A 17,973-nucleotide genomic window follows, 5' to 3' on the forward strand; every position below is an offset into this window, starting at 1 on the left:
AATGTTATTTAATTTCATAAAGAATCTAAAATAAACAAATATAACATTATAGAATATAGTTGCAATATTCTATCATAATATGTTAATTTTATCAAGTAAAATTCCAAAATAAATTTTAATAATATTCTTGTTAAAAGTGCATGGCAAACAATTTTAGGATTGATTTATTTTGCTATAAATGTTTTATATGTTGTGCAAATTGTATCTATATTATAAAAATGCAGCATTTCACAAACCTAATGCACATAAAACAACGCAGCTATATACTTCAAAAATTAATAAATAAAATTAGTTTTGAAACAGCCTAATATTAATTTTCTAAATTTTCTAAAAATATTATTTTAGAGTCAGATACCTCCCAATTAGTATTAACATTTTTTTTATATATCATTTCAAACATTATTTTACCGGCATTATATCCTTCCATAAATACAGCTTCCATAACAGTAAATGATATTATACCTGATTTTATTAGGTTTTTTATACTTTCTGCCATACCATGAGTAACTATTTTTTTACCTATTAGTATGTTTTTATCTATCATATCATAAATTTCCTGAGCATATCTATTAATATAAATTCCTTTAATATCCTCTTTAAGGCATATTTCTTTTATAGTATGTATGCTGTCTTCTATATTTCCGCAGTAAATAGGACCTAAAATATCTATTTTTGTGTCTTTTATTCTTTTCAAAAATCCTTCTAAATACATTCCTGAAGAAATATTATCATCTCCATTATCAATTATCAGAAGTTTTTCATTGTCTCTCAAAATATTAGCAGCTATTCCAGCAACTATAGAACCTTGTTTTATATGATTAGGTCCTACATGCGATATGCTGTCAGACAATCTCGTTCCTATAGAGATTATATTAATTTTACCGAAATAGGGCTTTAATATATTATATATAATATCTCTATTTAAAGGCGTTATTATTAAGCCGTCTATATTACCTTCTTCTAATATCTTTTTTAAAGTTTCTATCTGCTTATCAGGAGAATGTATTTCTGTGGGCGTTATTTTTAGATTATAATTATATATAGAATATTCTTTCTGAACGGTATTAAGTCCTCGTATAATTTCTTTTGTATAAAACTCATTAAAAGAATCAGCTATGAGACAATGTACTATCTTTTCTTTTTGATTTGCCAGAGAACTTCCTATGTAATTTTTTTCATAATTTAATTCGGAGGCTAATTCTAATATTTTAGATTTGGTTTCTTCTTTAATAAATTCGCTTCCGTTTATTGCTCTGGCTACAGTTGTTCTGCTTATACCAAGTCTTTTAGCTATTTCTTTCTGAGTTACTCTCTTGAGTTTTGTTAATTCTTTTACATCATCGTTCATATTAATCCGAATAATTTAATTTAGTCTATTATAGTAAAAGTTTTAATTTTTGTAAATATGATTAATGCTAATATATTTTATCTATTGAAACATATTAGCAGTTTGTGCTATTATATTAGTTCCCGTTTCAAATTTCAAGAAAGGAAATTTTCCCATTATACCTGCTACTATACTTGAAGGAGGAGTTGTTGTAAGTCTATTATACTCCAATACATGATCATTATAGGCAGATATATATTTTTTTTCATCTTCTATTATAGGACGCATCTCATTTAAAGCGGATATATAGTTCTGATTTGTTCTTAAAACGGGATAATTTCTAGCTGTATAATTAATTTTATTTATATTTTCAGTTATTCTTGCCTGTATATATTGATATTCCTGAAATGTTAATGGTTTTTCTATTAAAGTAGAATCGGCTTCTATTGATTTTATTCTTGCTATATAATTGCTTAGTGAATGAAGTACATATATATCTATTTTTGGTATTACTGATACGGCATTATAATAATTTTCTGAAGCTATATTTTTTTTATAATAAGTATCCATTATGGAGTCTAATGATTCTCTTGATAATTTTTCTTCTGTTAATATAGATTCTTTTATAGAAGTTGTAGAAACTATCATAAATATAGTAATAGCTATTATATTCACTAAAATAAATATTATTGCTACCGCAGAGCCTCTCATATATTTTAATCCCCGTTTTTTATATATTTTAGATTAAAAATTATATATTATATATCTTATTAATTCAAATTTATTTATTTTATAAAACAGTTAATATCAATTTATGTGATAAATCAGTATTTGAAAAGTATATATATTTTACCTTGACTTTTTTACATTATTATATAGAATTATCAAAAAATATAAAATTATAGGATTTAAGTTATGTTTAAGAATAATATTGTAAAAATAGTGATAGCTTTGTTAGCAGTTTTAGTTTTATTCATAAGCTGTCAGAAAAAAGAAGAAAAAAACAAATTGTATGTAGGCACTAATGCTGAATTTGAGCCTTTTGAGTATAGAGAAGGGGATAAAATAGTTGGATTCGATATGGATTTGATAGCTGAGATTGCTAAGTTAATAGGTAAAGAAATAGAGATAGTAGATATGCAGTTTGACGGACTTCTTCCTGCTTTAGAAGCTAAAAAAATAGATATAATTGCTGCAGGTATGACTGCTACTGAAGAGAGAAAGAAGTTTGTTAATTTTACAGAACCTTATTATAATTCAAAACAGTCTATAGTAGTTCAGGCATCAAATACTGATATAACTTCTTTTGATAGCTTTGCAGGTAAAAAAATAGGTGTTGTTTTAGGATACACAGGAGATATTTTAGTAAGCGAAATGACTAATGTAGAAGCTCAGAAATTTAATAGTGCTTCAGAAACAATATTAGCTTTGAAATCTCAGAAAGTTGATGCTGTTGTATTAGATTATGAGCCTGCTAAAAATTATGTTGCTCAGAATGCTGAATTGAAATTAGTAGAAACTGATGCTGCTGTTGAAGAGTATTCTATAGCTATGAGAAAAGAAGATACAGAGCTTCTTGCTCAAATTAACGATGCTTTAAAAACACTTAAAGATAACGGCACTTATGATGCTTTAATAAGCAAATATTTTGGTGAATAATATATTATACTTTATATCTTCTTCTTATTACCTTTCAATTTTTGCTTTGAGATTATAAGAAGAGGATATATTTTTATTATAAAGGTTTATATATATGCTTGAATATTTAGAACTTCTAAAGTTAATATTCATATCAAATGACAGATATATTTATATTATAAAAGGGTTATTATTTTCTGTAGGAACAACTGCATGTGCTACAGTGATAGGTATTATATTGGGTATATTAGTTGCTTTGCTTCAGCTTTCTGAATTTTATCCATTTAAAAACTCTAAAAAATTGAAAGATTTTAATCCTTTAGCAAAAATAGCATTCTGGTATGTAAATATTTTAAGAGGAACTCCTGTTGTAGTACAGCTTATGATATGGGCTAATATTGTTTTTGTTGATAATTTAAGAAATACTCCTATACTTATTATAGCAGCCATTGCTTTTGGTATAAACTCTGGTGCTTATGTTGCTGAAATTATAAGGGCTGGTATACAGAGTTTAGATAAGGGACAAATGGAGGCGGCGAGAGCTTTGGGTATGAATTATGGACTTGCTATGAGGCTGATAATAATACCTCAGGCTATCAAAAAAATACTTCCTCCTTTAGTAAGCGAATTTATAGCTTTGCTTAAAGAAACTTCTGTTGTAGGATTTATAGGAGGAGTTGATTTACTTAGATCTGCAAACATCATAACAAGCCAAACATATAGGGGAGTTGAGCCTTTACTTGCTGTTGGTATAATATATTTTATACTTACTTCTATATTCGCTATGATTATGAAGAGAGTAGAGGAGGGTTTAAAAGAAAGTGATTAAGGTAAAAAATTTACATAAACAATTTGGAAAATTAGAAGTTCTTAAAGGTATTGATGTTAACATTGCAAAGGGAGAGATCATTGCCATAATAGGACCTTCCGGAAGCGGTAAATCAACATTTTTAAGATGTCTGAACAGACTTGAAGAGCCTTCTAAAGGTGATATTATCATAAACGGCAAAAACATAATGGATAAAGATACTAATATTAACATTATGCGGCAGGAACTTGGTATGGTATTTCAGCATTTCAATTTATTTCCTCATAAAACTGTTATGGAAAATATCACTTTAGCTCCTATGAAAGTAAAGAAAGTTTCAAAAGAAAATGCTGAGAAAAAGGCTATAGAGCTTCTTAATAAAGTAGGATTGGTTGATAAAAAAGATGTTTATCCGAGCAAACTTTCCGGAGGACAGAAACAGAGAATAGCTATAGCTAGGGCTTTGGCTATGGAGCCTGATATTATGCTTTTTGATGAGCCTACTTCTGCTTTGGATCCTGAGATGATTAAAGAGGTTTTAGATGTTATGATAGAGCTTGCAAGAGAAGGCATGACTATGTTAATTGTTACTCATGAAATGGGGTTTGCAAAGAATGTTGCTACGAGAATACTTTTTATGAATGACGGGCAGATACTTGAAGATGAAAAACCTAATGAATTCTTTTCTAATCCTAAACATGACAGAGTTAAAGATTTCTTGTATAAAGTATTAAATCATTAATTTTGATAATATATTAATAAAAAATAAAAATTATACTTTTTATTCTATAATAGTTTTATATGTTTTAATCTTAAATTGATTTTTTAATTTGGCATAAAAATAATTTTTAATAAAAACAATTTTTTAAGGAAACAAATAATGGTTTATGAAATATTTTCTAACAAACTTTCAATAGGAATCATATCTTATGTTGTATTTATAATATCAGCAAGTACGCATGAATATTCTCATGCCAGAACTGCATTTATGTTTGGAGATAGAACTGCTATGAGACTTGGAAGGCTTACTCTAAATCCTTTAGCTCATATTGATATATTGGGAAGTGTAGTTCTTCCAATAATTGCTGCCGTTACAGGTATTCCGGTTATAGGCTGGATGAAAGCTGTTCCTGTTAATCCGCATAATTTTAATAATTTTGAAAGAGATCAGGCATTAGTATCATTTGCAGGACCTTTTGCCAATCTCATAATTGCATCTATAGCTTTTATCATAATGAAAATACTAACAATAACTACAGACGGTACTTTTTTAATATATAAAATTATAATGATTTTAGAACAAAATAATAATGCTTTCTTTAATATGATAATTAATGCATTACCTATAATTTTGGCTATGCTTTTTATGTTTTATATGATTAATATAATGCTTATGTTTTTTAATCTTCTTCCTTTTCCTCCATTGGACGGAGGATGGATACTAAGGTTTTTCTTATCTCCAAAGGGTAAAGATACTTATGATAAAATATACCCTTACGGATTTCTAATACTTTATGCCTTGCTTTTCTTTGGAATATTAAGAACTATATTGGCATTTATACAGACTATATCTCAGCATTTATTGGGAAAGAGTATTAATATTATATTTTCTATATAAATAGAGTTTCTTCCAAACTAATTTTATTATTAATTGCCATGTATATTTTACATGTTTTTAATGCAGTATGTAGGCTTAAATACCGCATGTTTATACAACATGTAGAATATTATTTTTATAATTGATAAATTTCTAAAATTTTATCAAGCACTTTTTAAACTAATATTTTTTATCTGTTCAAACTCCACCAGCTACCTTTAGGAGAATAGAACATATATTCTATGGCAAAATTGAATGTTGATGTATTTGGGGCATTGCCTTTTCCATATACTGTTTTCTGATATGATACTGTCATATACAAAAAGTCCGATATTGTAGCTTTAAATTTTACAAATATGTCCAAATAAGAAAGAGTTGATTGTTTGGTATATGGAAATATATAATTAACTCCTGTATATAGAGTGATAAAAGGAGAAGTAATTATTTCTACGCCTCCGGATATTTCTCCTGTATTAAGAATATCTTTTAATAAATTATCTCTAGTATCAAATGTATAGCAAAAGAAGAAATTAAGAGGTATTACTTTAGGAATACCGGCAAACATTATTGTGGTATATAGATTAAAAGGATCTTTAATATCTAAATATATATGATTATTTTTCATAAAACTATAGCTTAATCCTACTTTAACACCTATAGATAAATACCAATCCAATAGTGTGGCTTTCATAGTGGCATTAATGGAATCAAAATTAAAATCATCTGTCATATTTGTAGCACTAGTGATATCATTTCTCCAATCTTGTCTTTGATATGTGAAGCTAGTTGATACTCCTAGTTCTAAATATTTAATAGGTCTTACTTTAAAATAAGGCATAAATGTAAAATATAAATCTCTTCTGCTTATATTTGGGTTATTAGGATCCAATATCTGTAATTTTCCATCAAACCAAGAATTATATTCAGAAAATATTCCGCCTATGCCTACAGAAAACATTTTATTTTTTTCTATAAGAGGTGTAACATCAAAATCAAAGTCATTTCTTCTTGCAAAAGATATTTGAGAAAAACAGAATAATATAAAAAGTATAAAGTATATAATTGATAATCTATTTTTCATAATATTAGTTAACAATCACTTTTTTAATAATAAATCAATATTCTTTTCTATATTGTATCGGTATCTTAGATCTGTAACTAATATTTGATATTTTTGCTGAGTTTTAGCTTCTACCACTAAGCTTGCTAATGCTTTTTGGGCATCAGCATAAGGCAAAGAATCTATATTATACATTTTACCATATCTTTCATAAGCTAAATTGATTTCTTCTTCTGTAGGAGTAGGTATAGTAGATCTTATGGTTTTATTTATAAAATTGGCATTAACAGCATTTCTAGTTAAGAAATTTTCTATAGATTTAGCCTGAGGGGTTTCATAAAATCCTACTTTTTTAGCTTCATACATCATAACTTCTCTAGCTACAAATGCCTTAAACATTCCCTCTTTAGCCTGAAGTTTTAAGGCAGCCGGAATATTTGCCCCAGCCTGTTTTATAGATTCATCAAACATATTATTAAATTCTGACAAAGGTACAGTTTTTTCTTCTATAGTAATGCAAGGATCACTATTAATTGAATATTTAAAATTATTATAATTAGTTCTTGCTGATTCTATGATTTTATCATATTCATTTCTCATACGCTCTTGAAGAATTGTTGTTTCTATTTCCATAGCAACCTGTTCATAAGTTACATTAGGACCTACAGCAGCCCTTATTCTTGATATATTATTATTAAAGAATCTTCTTTTTTCTTCATCTGTTACTACGGCAAAATCATCTGCAACTTTTTCTTGCATATAAAGCTGCGATAATTGATTATCTCTTTCTTTAGAAATTAATTTTAATACTTCTTCATCTTTATCATATCCCGCTTCAACGGCTTTTAAGTATATTAATTCCTGCTCTATAATTTGGGAAGCAAACTGCCACAATTGAAAATCATTAGTAAGAAGAGCATTAACAGCCTCTTCAGGAGCACCTCTTAAAACGGTAAGATTAGATATTTCAGACAAGCATTCTTCAACAGTCATAAGTTTTTTTATATTTCCTTCGCCGTCTCTTATCCTAATTACCCAATTAGTATCCTCTGAATATAAAAAAGAAGAAAATAATACTATACAAAAAATTGAAAAAAATATTTTTTTTATCATAATAAAACAATTCCTAAATTATAAATCAAAAATCTTCATCATCATTTTCGGTGAAATCATCTTTTTTTCTATTTTTACCGGTAAATAGGGCAAATATAGATTTAAATATATTAATAATGCTAAAGTTATTAGATATATTTGAAGTCATTGAACTAAAATTACTAATGCTGCTGGATAAATTATTAAACGAATCATGTATACTGTCTAATGTTAGTTTAACCTTATTAGCTTCATCATCTACTGTATTTGCAATGCTTCCTATTTTTTCACTAATAGATTCGATATTTTCTAATATTCTATCGAATCTATTAGTAAATCTAAAATAACCTGCAAGTAAAACAAAAAATATAGCTAATACTAATATTAATATAGAAATAGCTATGAAAGCTAAAGATATAGCTATAACATTAATTTGAAATGTAATATCCTGCATGTTAATTATTATTCTTCAACAGTTTCTTCAGAAGCTTTTTTCTTTCTTTTTTCAAAGAAATCATTTGTTTTTTCTTTTCCTTTTTCAACTAATTCTGAAGTTTTTAATACGCTTCTATGATAAATATCATCTACTTTATATTTAATATTATCCATAGTTTCTTTAATATCTTCTCTAGTTTCTTCTCCGGCTTTTGGTGCGAATAATACTCCCAAAGCAAGACCTGCAGTTAAGCCCAATAAAAATGAAAACATACCTGATACTTCTCTAGACATAATAATATCCTCCTAGTTGTTACATAACTTATCTTTAATATTAAATTTAATTTACATTTTTGTCAACTAATCAAAAATGCTTTTCTAATATAAAAACTAGAAATAAAGTAATAAGTAATATTGTTTTTTTGTATAAAAAGCCTTAATATTAGTTTGATAAATAATACTAATTAAAATTTTTTAAAATTATAATTTATCACTAGTAATATAAAGCATTAAATTGGCAGATTATTACTGCAGCATAATGTAAAAGAATCGTACTAATATATTAATTAAACATGTAAAAATTAAGTTTACAATTTTTATTATAATAATAGGAGCTATTATGGAATTGAAAGTTTTGAATAAGCAGAATAATTCTAGAATGTGTCTTGTATGCGGATTTAAAAATGATTTGAGTTTGAAAGCAGAGTTTTATGAGTTGGAAGATAAATCATTATGTGCTTTAGTAACTTTTAAAGATGTGCATCAGGGGTATCCTTCAAGAGTTCATGGCGGTATACTTGCAGCCATTTTAGATGAGACTATAGGAAGAGCTATGATGCCTTATACAGGCGAAGATAAATGGGGCGTTACTATGACTCTTACTACGAAATATAAAAGACCTGTGCCTATCAATGAACAAATTAGAATAATAGGAAAAATCACTTCCGGAGACGGAAGGATATTTGAAGGTGAAGGATATATACTTCTTAATGATGATAAAGTAGCTGTAACTGCTAAGGGTACATATATATGTATGGGGCTTGAAAAAATAGCTGAGATGGATCCTAATAATGAAGAAGATTGGTTTGTAGAAAAAAAAGAAACTGATCCTAAAATAATAGATATACCTTAATTTTATTAATTATATTATAAAGTATTATCACGATTTGACTTTGATTAATAGTTTTGTATAATACTTTGTATTTATTTAAATATAAAATTTATTAGCTGAAATGTAAATTATGAAAATAAATGAATTAGTATCTATATTAGTTCCTGTTTATAATATAGAAAATACAATAGAAAAAAATATCAATGTATTAATAGATAAAGTTTCACCATTTTTAATGAACTTTGAAGTAATTATATCCGATGACGGAAGCAGTGACAATTCTAAAGAAGAAATAAAAAAATTATGCTCAAACTTTAGAGAAAATAATAAAAACTCAAATTTAAAAAATATAATAGGAGTTTATGCTATAGAAAATCAGGGAAAAGGACATGCTTTAAAAAGAGCATGCGAAGTTTCTAACGGAGAGTATATAATATTTTGCGACGGCGATATGGAAATAGATCCTTCTCAATTAGAAAATTTTTTCGTGATTATGCAAAAAGAAAATGCTGATGTTGTTATAGGCTCTAAAAGACATAAAGATTCTATAGTTAATTACTCTAATATAAGAAAATTAATATCTTTTATATATTTTATGTTTGTTAAAATATTTTTTCATCTTCCTATACAGGATACTCAGACTGGATTAAAGCTTTTCAAAAGAGATGCTATAATAAATATTTTTCCAAGGATATTGGTAAAAGCATTTGCTTATGATTTGGAAGTTTTAGCTGCATGCAATTCAAACGGTAAAAAAATAGTATCAGCACCTGTTATAGTTAATCCAAACAGACATTTTGGCTTTATTAAGTTTTCAGTATTATGGAGAACTTTTATTGATACTTTGGCAATATTCTATAGACTTAATATAGTTCATTTTTATAGGGATTTATTTTCTGAGCTTAAAGAAAAACCTCTTGTAAGCATCATAATACCTTTAAAAAAAATTAATGATTATATAAAAGAAGAAACACAATATTTACTTGAGCAAATATATACTAACTTTGAAGTGATAATACTTCCAGATAAATATACTGATGGTGAAATTAATATAGAATTATTTAAAGATGATAGAATAAAAATTATAGAAACAGGGGAGTTTCCTCCAGCTATAAAAAGAGCAATGGGAGTAAAAAAGTCAAAAGGAAGTATATTAGCGTTTTTAGATGATGATACATATCCAGAAAAAGATTGGCTTTTAAATGCATTAAGGGCTATGGAGAGTAAAAAAGTTTATGCTCTTGGAGGACCTGCTATAAATACACCGAAAGATAATTTTTCAAAACAGATAAGCGGACTTATTTACAGTTCAACACTTATGAGCGGAAAGCATAAGGCTAGATATATACCAGATAAGGTGCAGTATGTTAATGATTATCCAAGCTGCAATTTTATCATCACAAGAGAGCTTTATGATAGGGTAGGAGGCTTTGACAGTGAGTATTGGCCTGGTGAGGATACCATACTTTGCAATAATATTATGAAAGCAAATGAAAAGATATTGTATACTCCAGAAGCATTGGTTTATCATCATAGAAGAGATTTATTTTTTGGGCATTTTAAACAGCTTAAAGGTTATGCTTGGCATAGGGGATATTTTGTAAAAAGGTTTGGAGGCAATTCTTTGAGTTTATCTTATTTTATACCTTCAGTATTTTTACTTTATACTATATTTGTGCCTTTTGCATTATATTTTGATTTGCCTAAAGTTTTAAATAGTTATATACCAGCTATTAATAAAAATATATTTCTTTATTTATTGCTGTTTCCTCATAGTTTTTACGGACTATGTTTAATTGGAAGCTGGGTTAGTACATTATCGCCTATAAAGGGTTTTTGTAAGGCTATAGGTATATTTCTATCTCATTTAACTTACGGATTTTTCTTTATAAAAGGTTTTATTAAAGGACTTGTAAAAAAATGATTTTTAAAACTCTATGAAATATAATTCCATTTTTCTTATTATACTTGATAGTGCTTTAACTTTTTCATCATCTTCAATATTTGATATTTGATATTTTGAAGGATTTGACTTTATCATATCCAATAATTCAAATGATAATACAAATAGATTCTCTGTTAGAATATCATCTAATTCCATATCATCTTTTAGCAATTCGTTTATTTCAATAGCATTACATAATAAATTTTCATGATCCAAATTTTCCGTTAGGCTATTTAATTTATTATCATTCACCATAATCAAACTCCTTTTTACATATTTTACAGTATATGAGAAATATAATATAAAGTCAAGATTGTGTAAATATAATATAACAAAATATTTACTTATACTAACAATTAATTATAAAAATAATATACATCATAGTAATTTTGTATTTTTATACAGTTAAATTATTATTTTAATTTGAAAAGTAAAATGAACTAATATACTTGTTTCAAAACTAATTATATTTATGATTGTGTGAACTAGCCGTTCGTATGGAAAGTAGATACTTGGCGAATGCAGTAGTTGAAAGACTGCATATTTAAGATAATTGCAATATATTATAAAAATTATTTCTATAATTGATAATTACACAAATTTTATATATAATCTCATCAAATACTTTTGAAATAATTATATTATTAAAATTATAAATATATTTAAAATAATTCTATAATAGAATAACCCATATAAAAATCTAAAAAGCTCTAATAAAATTATTATATAGTAAAATTATCATCTAGCTCCCTTATCATAAGGAACACCTGATGCCTTAGGAGCCTGAGAATTTTTAGAAGTAAATGCAAGCACTATTATAGTAGTAATATAAGGAATCATCTTATATATGTTATTGGATATAGGAAGACTTGCAAGTATAGGTATTCCAGAATAGGCAGATGCTAAAGTCTTCATAAGTCCAAAGAAAAATGCAGCATATAATATCTTCATAGGCTTCCATTGTCCGAATATGAGTACCGCCAAAGCTAAAAATCCGTATCCTGCCACAGTGGCATTAAAGTTAGTAGAAGTAGGAATAACAAATACTAATCCTCCTAAACCTCCCAAAGCCCCTGATATAGCAACACCAATATAACGCATTTTATAAACATTAATACCAACAGAGTCTGCCGCCTGAGGATATTCTCCGCAGCTTCTAAGTCTAAGACCGAATCTAGTTTTATAAAGAATAAACCAAGATAATGCTAATATTATAAAACCTATATATGTTGTTATATATGTGTTTTTGAAAAATAGTCCTCCTATTATGGGAATGCTTCCAAGTATAGGTACAGATTCTATTCTAAAGTTATTAACAAAACTTATCTGCTGAACGGTTTGAATAGCTCTTGTAACATATATAGCAAAAGCAGGAGCAAATATATTTAAAGCAGTACCGCTTATAACCTGATCTGCACTCATACTAATGGCAGCATAAGCATGAAGAAGAGAAAATACAAGACCGGATAAAGCTGATATAATCATCGCTAAAAATAATGTTATCATAGGCGGAAAATTAGCACCTAATCTGCTTATAAAAAATATTCCGGCAAAGGCCCCTATTATCATTATGCCCTCAAGAGCAATATTAACAACCCCGCTTCTTTCAGAAAACATTCCGCCTAATGCTACAAGCAAAAGAGGAATAGAAAAAAACATTGTCTGCTGTACTAAAAAATAAATTGTTTCCATTTTAAATAAAATCTCCTTTATATTTTCTATTCTTTACTAATTACTCATTAGCATTCTTTTCTTCTTTTTTGATTATCTTCTTAGATATAAATCCAACAATAGATTTAAAAAGCAAAGCAAAAGCACTGAAATATATTATAGCAGATATGATCATCTCTATAATTTCCGGAGTAAAATCATATATCTGCATATAAAATCCTCCGACAGTAATATGAGCAATGAAAAGCCCAGCAATTAATATACCTATAGGGTGAGAAAGCCCAAGCAAAGCAATAGGTATACCCATAAATCCTTCCTCAGCAAGCACATCAACAACCTCTATATGCTTACCCACTCCAGAAAGATATAAAAGTCCGCCTCCTAGTCCTGCCAAAGCTCCGGCTATAACCATAGAGAGAATTATATTTCTTTTTTCGTTGATGCCGGCATATTTACTTGCATCCTTATTTAGTCCGCATGCTTTAAGCTCGAAGCCGAATGTAGTTTTTGAAAGTATTATATATACTATTATTACTACAATCACAGCAATGAAAAAGCCTCCGTTGGCACTTGAACCTTTAAATATCGTATTAAGCCCCATAGTAGGAATAGTAGAAGAAGGAGTAATATTTTGAGACTGATTTTTAAGCATATCATAAACCGTAAGCGTAACAAGATAATTAACTAAATACATACCAATATAATTCATCATAATACTTGAAATAACTTCATTAACATTGAAATGTGCCTTTAAAAAACCGGGTAAATAAGCCCAAAGCCCTCCGGCTATAAAAGAAACAAGTAAAGCAATAATCCAATGCAAAGCAGGCGGAAGAAATGTACATTTTACAGCAACCAATACAGCAGCATAAGCCCCCACTATAAATTGACCAGGTGCACCAATATTAAAAAGTCCGTTTTTAAAAGCGAATCCCACAGAAAGCCCTGTAAGTATCAAAGGAGTTGCAGTGTATATAACCTGTCCCAATCCTCTGCTTCCGCCTGAAAAACCTCCTGAAAGTATTGTCATAAAAGCTGGAAAAGCATCATGAACATTACTTATAAGAAGTATTATAAGCCCAAGAAGCAATCCTATAATAATAGCGAGAAAAGAAGAAAATATATTAATAAATCCTTCTTTCTCCAAAATACCTGCCAATTTATTTTTGAAATCCATTAATCACTCCTTTTATAACAATACATTTTATATTAATAATTAAAATTTCATATGCTAACTATAAACAGTATATTTAACATGCCATTTTAACTAATGTCATAATGTTCACAAGTTTTTATTTTATTATTGTTATGCTTGCCTACGCCTTAAAAAGACAGCGAGTAAACTCACTATCTGGCTTCGGCTCGCTTGCATACATTTACAAACGCTCACAAGTTTTTTATTTTATTATTGTTATGCTCGACTCCGATTTAAATAGCTAGCGAGTAAACTCACTAGCTGGCTTCGGCTCGCTTGCATATATTTACAAACTCTCACAAGTTTTTTATTTTATTATTGTTATGCTCGCCTCGCCTTAGATAGCTAGCGAGTAAACTCACTAGCTGGCTTCGGCTCGCTTGTTAGTATAATATATACCTAATATATTTACAAACGCTCACAAGTTTTTTATTTCTTCTATACTCAAGCCTGTTAATTTACAAATAAGATTAATATCCATATTTTCTTTTTTCATATTTCTAGCTATAGATATTTGCTGTTCTTTTTTACCATCTTCAATACCTTTTACACGCTCTTCATTAAGCATTAATATATTAAAATAATCCCTCTCATAATCACTGTAACCATTATATAAATCACTGCTATTAACAAATTTATAATATTCATCATATACTTCTTTCATTATAGGATTTTTTTTCACTAGTACTTTCATTATATCCTCCAATTGATTTTTTGCACTTAAAAATTTAAACCAATCTGATAAACCATCATATATACTATTATCATTTTTAAACTTTTTCAATTCTAAAAAATGAATCTCTAAATGATTAGTCAATATATGATTAGTTTCCAATTCTTTTATAAAATAACAGCTATGTGCTTTATCTGAATCTTTTATTAAATTAAAATCTAAAATATTAATACTTATAACAGGTGTCAAATCGGAATATAGATCTTTAGATTTTAAATTTGAAAAATAGTTTTTAGCCCAATAGTATAAACTTCTATATATAAAAGATTGATTGCCTATTCTTTGTATCTCTATTAAGATAGTATCTCCAGATTTTGTTTTTCCTTTTACATCTGTTATAGATTCTTTGTCATTTATACTTTCTTTTAAGTTAAAAGAATTTAATACTTCTATACTTTCAAAAGGTTCTTGATTAGCATCTATTCTTACAGAATTAATCAAATTTTTTAAAATATGCTCATGTCCTTTTTTAGCAAACATATAACGCATAAAATAATCATTTAAAACATTAAAATCTTTATTAATTTTCATAGTTCAATTCATATAAAAAATTAAATACAATTTATTATATTTAAGCACTCCTCTTAGAACCAGCCATATAAAGACCAAGTTCATTAATAGTTAAATCTTTATTAAGAACATTAGCTACTATCTCACCCTCATATATAACCAATATTCTATCACTTAAATTCATAACCTCATCAAGCTCTAATGAAACAAGTAAAACAGCCTTTCCATTATCTCTTTGAGCTATTAATTCTTTATGTATGTATTCTATAGCACCTACATCAAGTCCCCTTGTAGGCTGAACCGCTATAAGTAAATCCGGATTTCTGTCTATCTCTCTTGCTATAATTACCTTTTGCTGATTTCCTCCTGACATACTTCTTGCTATAGTTTTAGAGCCTTCGGCACTTCTTATATCAAATCTTTTTATAAGTTCATCAGCATAATTATCTATTTCTTTAAACTTTAAAAATCCGTTTTTTTGAAATTTATCTGTAAAATATGTCTGAAGTATAGTATTTTCTGCAAGAGTATAATCAAGCACAAGTCCATGTTTATGCCTGTCTTCTGGAATATGACCTATACCGCTTAAAGTTTTATTTCTTATAGATAAATTTGTAATGTCTTTGCCATTTAAATGAATGCTTCCGCTTGACATCTCTATAAGACCGGTAAGAGCATATATGAGTTCGCTTTGTCCGTTTCCATCAATACCAGCAATACATACTATCTCTCCTGCACGAACATCAAAAGAAACATTTTTAACTATATTTTTTTCACTATGAGGAGATTTAACATTTAGTTCTTTTACTGATAATATTATATCCTTAGGCTTAGCCTCAGTTTTATCTACTACTAAAGATACCTTTCTTCCCACCATCATTTCTGACATTTCTTCTTTAGTAGTGCTTTTTACATCAATAGTTCCTATATATTTACCCTTACGAAGAACAGAGCATCTGTCAGCAACCTCTTTAATCTCATTTAATTTATGTGTAATAAATAGTATAGATTTACCTTCTTTTACTAATGACTTCATTATCTTCATAAGCTCATCTATTTCATTAGGAGTAAGTACAGCAGTAGGCTCATCAAAAATAAGTATATTATTATTTTTATAGAGCATTTTTAAAATTTCTACTCTCTGCTGCATACCTACAGTTAAATCGCTTATAAGAGAGTCTGGATAAATTTCAAGTCCATAAGTTTTGCTTAATTCCATTACTTTTTTTCTTGCATCATCAACCTGAAGTATTCCATGCTTTACAGTTTCAACACCAAGCATAATATTTTCTAAAGCAGTAAAATTATGAACTAATTTGAAATGCTGATGCACCATGCCTATTCCCAAAGCATTTGCCGTATTAGGATTATCAATATTTACTTCTTTGCCATTAACTTTAATAATCCCCTCTTCTTGTTTATAAAGCCCAAATAATACACTCATTAAAGTAGATTTACCGGCTCCGTTTTCTCCAAGCAAAGCATGTATTTCACCTCGTTTTAATTGTATAGTGATATTATCATTTGCTATTATACCCTTAAAGCGTTTGGTTATATTAAGCATTTCAACTACATATTCTGAATTTTCCATTATATTTCCTATCATATATTTTATATATAACTATTTAAAAACAATTATATATAAAATATAGTTCAATGATTTTAAATTGTCAAATATTTATAAAAAAAATAGAGATACCAGATATGAAGCTGATATCTCTTAATATTTTAATAATTAATAGTTTTATTGTATCAAATTAACTTTAACTATATCTAAAGGCAGTTCATTAACATCTTTAGCATCTTTATCAGTAAGAACTTTTATTTCTCCCATATTAAGTTTCTGATATATTGTATCATAATCATTTTGAGTGAATTTTTGGAATTTAGAAGTAGCCATAGGAAGACCTATACCATTAACTTTAGCATCAAGTACAACAGATTTTCCTCCAGGGAATTTAGCATTATAAAAATCATCTATAGCATTATAAACAGATTCTCCAAGCATTTTCATAGCAGAAGTTATAACAGTAGGAGATTCAGCACTTTGATCTATATCAACACCTATAACTAATCCGTTATTTTGTTCAGCAGCACTCATAACAGAGTTTCCAGCTCCTCCTGCAGGAGCAAATATTACCTGTATGCCACTTTGATACCAAGAAGTAGCTAAAGTCTGATTTTCAGGAGTAGCATTGAAGTTTCCTATATATGTATAATTTATTTTTATACTTCCTACAGGAATATTCATTTCCTTAGCAGCATAATTAGCACCCTGTACAAATCCGTAACCGAATCTTATAACAGCAGGAACAGCCATACCTGCCATAACGCCTAAATTAGTATAGCCTTCTTTTACTATAGCATAACCTGCTAAAAATCCTGCCTGTTCTTCAGCATAAAGTACAGAATAAACATTAGTTTCTATTCTAAAATCAGTATAAGTTCCGTCCTGAGGACTTCCGTCTAAAAGTACAAAACTTACATCTGGATGAGTATCTTGAGCTCTGTATACTGCAGGTTCAAATAAAAATCCCGGAGTTACTACCAATTTAGCACCGGCAGATACTGCTAAATCTATAGCGTCAACATAAGCATCAGTAGTTTTTTGAGCAGGCTGATAGTATTTATGAGATATAGAGTTTTCCTCAGCATATTTTGTTAAACCTTCCCAAGCTCCTTGATTGAAGGATCTGTCATCTATGGTGCCTACATCTGTTATTAATGCTAGTTCATATCCTCCGGATTTCTTTTCTCCTCCGCATGAAATCATGAGAAGGAAACTCATTAATGTAATGATTGAGATAAGAATTTTTTTCATAGTTTAATGTCTCCTATTTTTATAATTTTT

General features: G+C 28.2%; 18 protein-coding genes. 6 read left to right on the plus strand and 12 right to left on the minus strand.

The window, feature by feature from the left end:
* Positions 1-310: 310 nt before the first annotated feature.
* Entirely contained in the window at positions 311-1,348 is a 1,038-nt protein-coding gene (locus A966_RS04945) for a substrate-binding domain-containing protein (protein ID WP_008723198.1), read from the minus strand.
* An 81-nt stretch (positions 1,349-1,429) separates the two neighbouring features.
* A complete protein-coding gene (locus tag A966_RS04950; protein ID WP_008723201.1) occupies positions 1,430-2,038 on the minus strand; it encodes a LemA family protein in 609 nt (202 codons plus the stop codon).
* A gap of 204 nt (positions 2,039-2,242) precedes the next feature.
* On the opposite strand from A966_RS04950, the gene A966_RS04955 reads away from it, so the two are divergent.
* From A966_RS04955 to A966_RS04970, 4 genes are all read left to right on the plus strand, one after another.
* Entirely contained in the window at positions 2,243-2,986 is a 744-nt protein-coding gene (locus A966_RS04955) for a basic amino acid ABC transporter substrate-binding protein (RefSeq protein WP_008723204.1), read from the plus strand.
* Between the two features lie 94 nt (positions 2,987-3,080).
* Positions 3,081-3,794: an amino acid ABC transporter permease gene (locus tag A966_RS04960; protein ID WP_008723205.1), complete on the plus strand. Its 714-nt coding sequence runs from the start codon at positions 3,081-3,083 to the stop codon at positions 3,792-3,794.
* Positions 3,787-4,515 (plus strand): amino acid ABC transporter ATP-binding protein, encoded by a 729-nt coding sequence (locus A966_RS04965; RefSeq protein ID WP_008723207.1) that lies wholly within the window; start codon positions 3,787-3,789, stop codon positions 4,513-4,515. Before A966_RS04960 ends, A966_RS04965 begins: the two co-directional genes overlap by 8 nt.
* Positions 4,516-4,653: 138 nt before the next feature.
* Positions 4,654-5,391 carry a site-2 protease family protein gene (locus tag A966_RS04970; RefSeq protein ID WP_008723209.1) on the plus strand — a complete coding sequence of 246 codons (738 nt, stop codon included), beginning with the start codon at positions 4,654-4,656 and terminating at the stop codon, positions 5,389-5,391.
* Between the two features lie 169 nt (positions 5,392-5,560).
* Here A966_RS04970 and A966_RS04975 read toward each other — a convergent pair whose 3' ends face one another.
* From A966_RS04975 to A966_RS04990, 4 genes are read right to left on the minus strand one after another with little or no spacing between them, the layout of a single operon-like run.
* A complete protein-coding gene (locus A966_RS04975) occupies positions 5,561-6,451 on the minus strand; it encodes a hypothetical protein (protein WP_008723211.1) in 891 nt (296 codons plus the stop codon).
* A 15-nt stretch (positions 6,452-6,466) separates the two neighbouring features.
* Positions 6,467-7,543 carry a hypothetical protein gene (locus A966_RS04980; RefSeq protein ID WP_008723213.1) on the minus strand — a complete coding sequence of 359 codons (1,077 nt, stop codon included), beginning with the start codon at positions 7,541-7,543 and terminating at the stop codon, positions 6,467-6,469.
* A 25-nt stretch (positions 7,544-7,568) separates the two neighbouring features.
* Positions 7,569-7,976, minus strand: coding sequence for a DUF948 domain-containing protein (locus A966_RS04985; protein ID WP_008723215.1), 408 nt, complete (start codon positions 7,974-7,976; stop codon positions 7,569-7,571).
* A gap of 8 nt (positions 7,977-7,984) precedes the next feature.
* Positions 7,985-8,251 (minus strand): YtxH domain-containing protein, encoded by a 267-nt coding sequence (locus tag A966_RS04990; protein ID WP_008723218.1) that lies wholly within the window; start codon positions 8,249-8,251, stop codon positions 7,985-7,987.
* A gap of 325 nt (positions 8,252-8,576) precedes the next feature.
* On the opposite strand from A966_RS04990, the gene A966_RS04995 reads away from it, so the two are divergent.
* Entirely contained in the window at positions 8,577-9,089 is a 513-nt protein-coding gene (locus A966_RS04995; protein WP_008723220.1) for a PaaI family thioesterase, read from the plus strand.
* Between the two features lie 109 nt (positions 9,090-9,198).
* Positions 9,199-10,992: a glycosyltransferase gene (locus tag A966_RS05000; protein WP_008723223.1), complete on the plus strand. Its 1,794-nt coding sequence runs from the start codon at positions 9,199-9,201 to the stop codon at positions 10,990-10,992.
* 3 nt (positions 10,993-10,995) lie between these two features.
* Here A966_RS05000 and A966_RS05005 read toward each other — a convergent pair whose 3' ends face one another.
* The 6 genes from A966_RS05005 to A966_RS05030 all read right to left on the minus strand — a co-directional run bounded on the left by A966_RS05005 (position 10,996) and on the right by A966_RS05030 (position 17,943).
* The gene (locus tag A966_RS05005; protein WP_008723224.1) at positions 10,996-11,268 is read right to left on the minus strand and encodes a hypothetical protein; all 273 of its coding nucleotides are present in this window, start codon (positions 11,266-11,268) and stop codon (positions 10,996-10,998) included.
* A 483-nt stretch (positions 11,269-11,751) separates the two neighbouring features.
* Positions 11,752-12,705, minus strand: coding sequence for an ABC transporter permease (locus tag A966_RS05010; RefSeq protein ID WP_008723226.1), 954 nt, complete (start codon positions 12,703-12,705; stop codon positions 11,752-11,754).
* Positions 12,706-12,745: 40 nt separating this feature from the next.
* On the minus strand, positions 12,746-13,861 hold the full coding sequence (locus A966_RS05015) for an ABC transporter permease (RefSeq protein WP_008723227.1): 1,116 nt from the start codon (positions 13,859-13,861) through the stop codon (positions 12,746-12,748).
* A gap of 436 nt (positions 13,862-14,297) precedes the next feature.
* A complete protein-coding gene (locus A966_RS05020; RefSeq protein ID WP_008723229.1) occupies positions 14,298-15,143 on the minus strand; it encodes an Rpn family recombination-promoting nuclease/putative transposase in 846 nt (281 codons plus the stop codon).
* A gap of 40 nt (positions 15,144-15,183) precedes the next feature.
* Entirely contained in the window at positions 15,184-16,713 is a 1,530-nt protein-coding gene (locus A966_RS05025) for an ABC transporter ATP-binding protein (RefSeq protein WP_008723231.1), read from the minus strand.
* A 153-nt stretch (positions 16,714-16,866) separates the two neighbouring features.
* On the minus strand, positions 16,867-17,943 hold the full coding sequence (locus A966_RS05030) for a BMP family lipoprotein (RefSeq protein WP_039955558.1): 1,077 nt from the start codon (positions 17,941-17,943) through the stop codon (positions 16,867-16,869).
* Between the last annotated feature and the right edge of the window lie 30 nt (positions 17,944-17,973).

Source organism: Brachyspira hampsonii 30446, assembly GCF_000316195.1.
GTDB classification, from domain to species: Bacteria; Spirochaetota; Brachyspiria; order Brachyspirales; family Brachyspiraceae; genus Brachyspira; species Brachyspira hampsonii_C.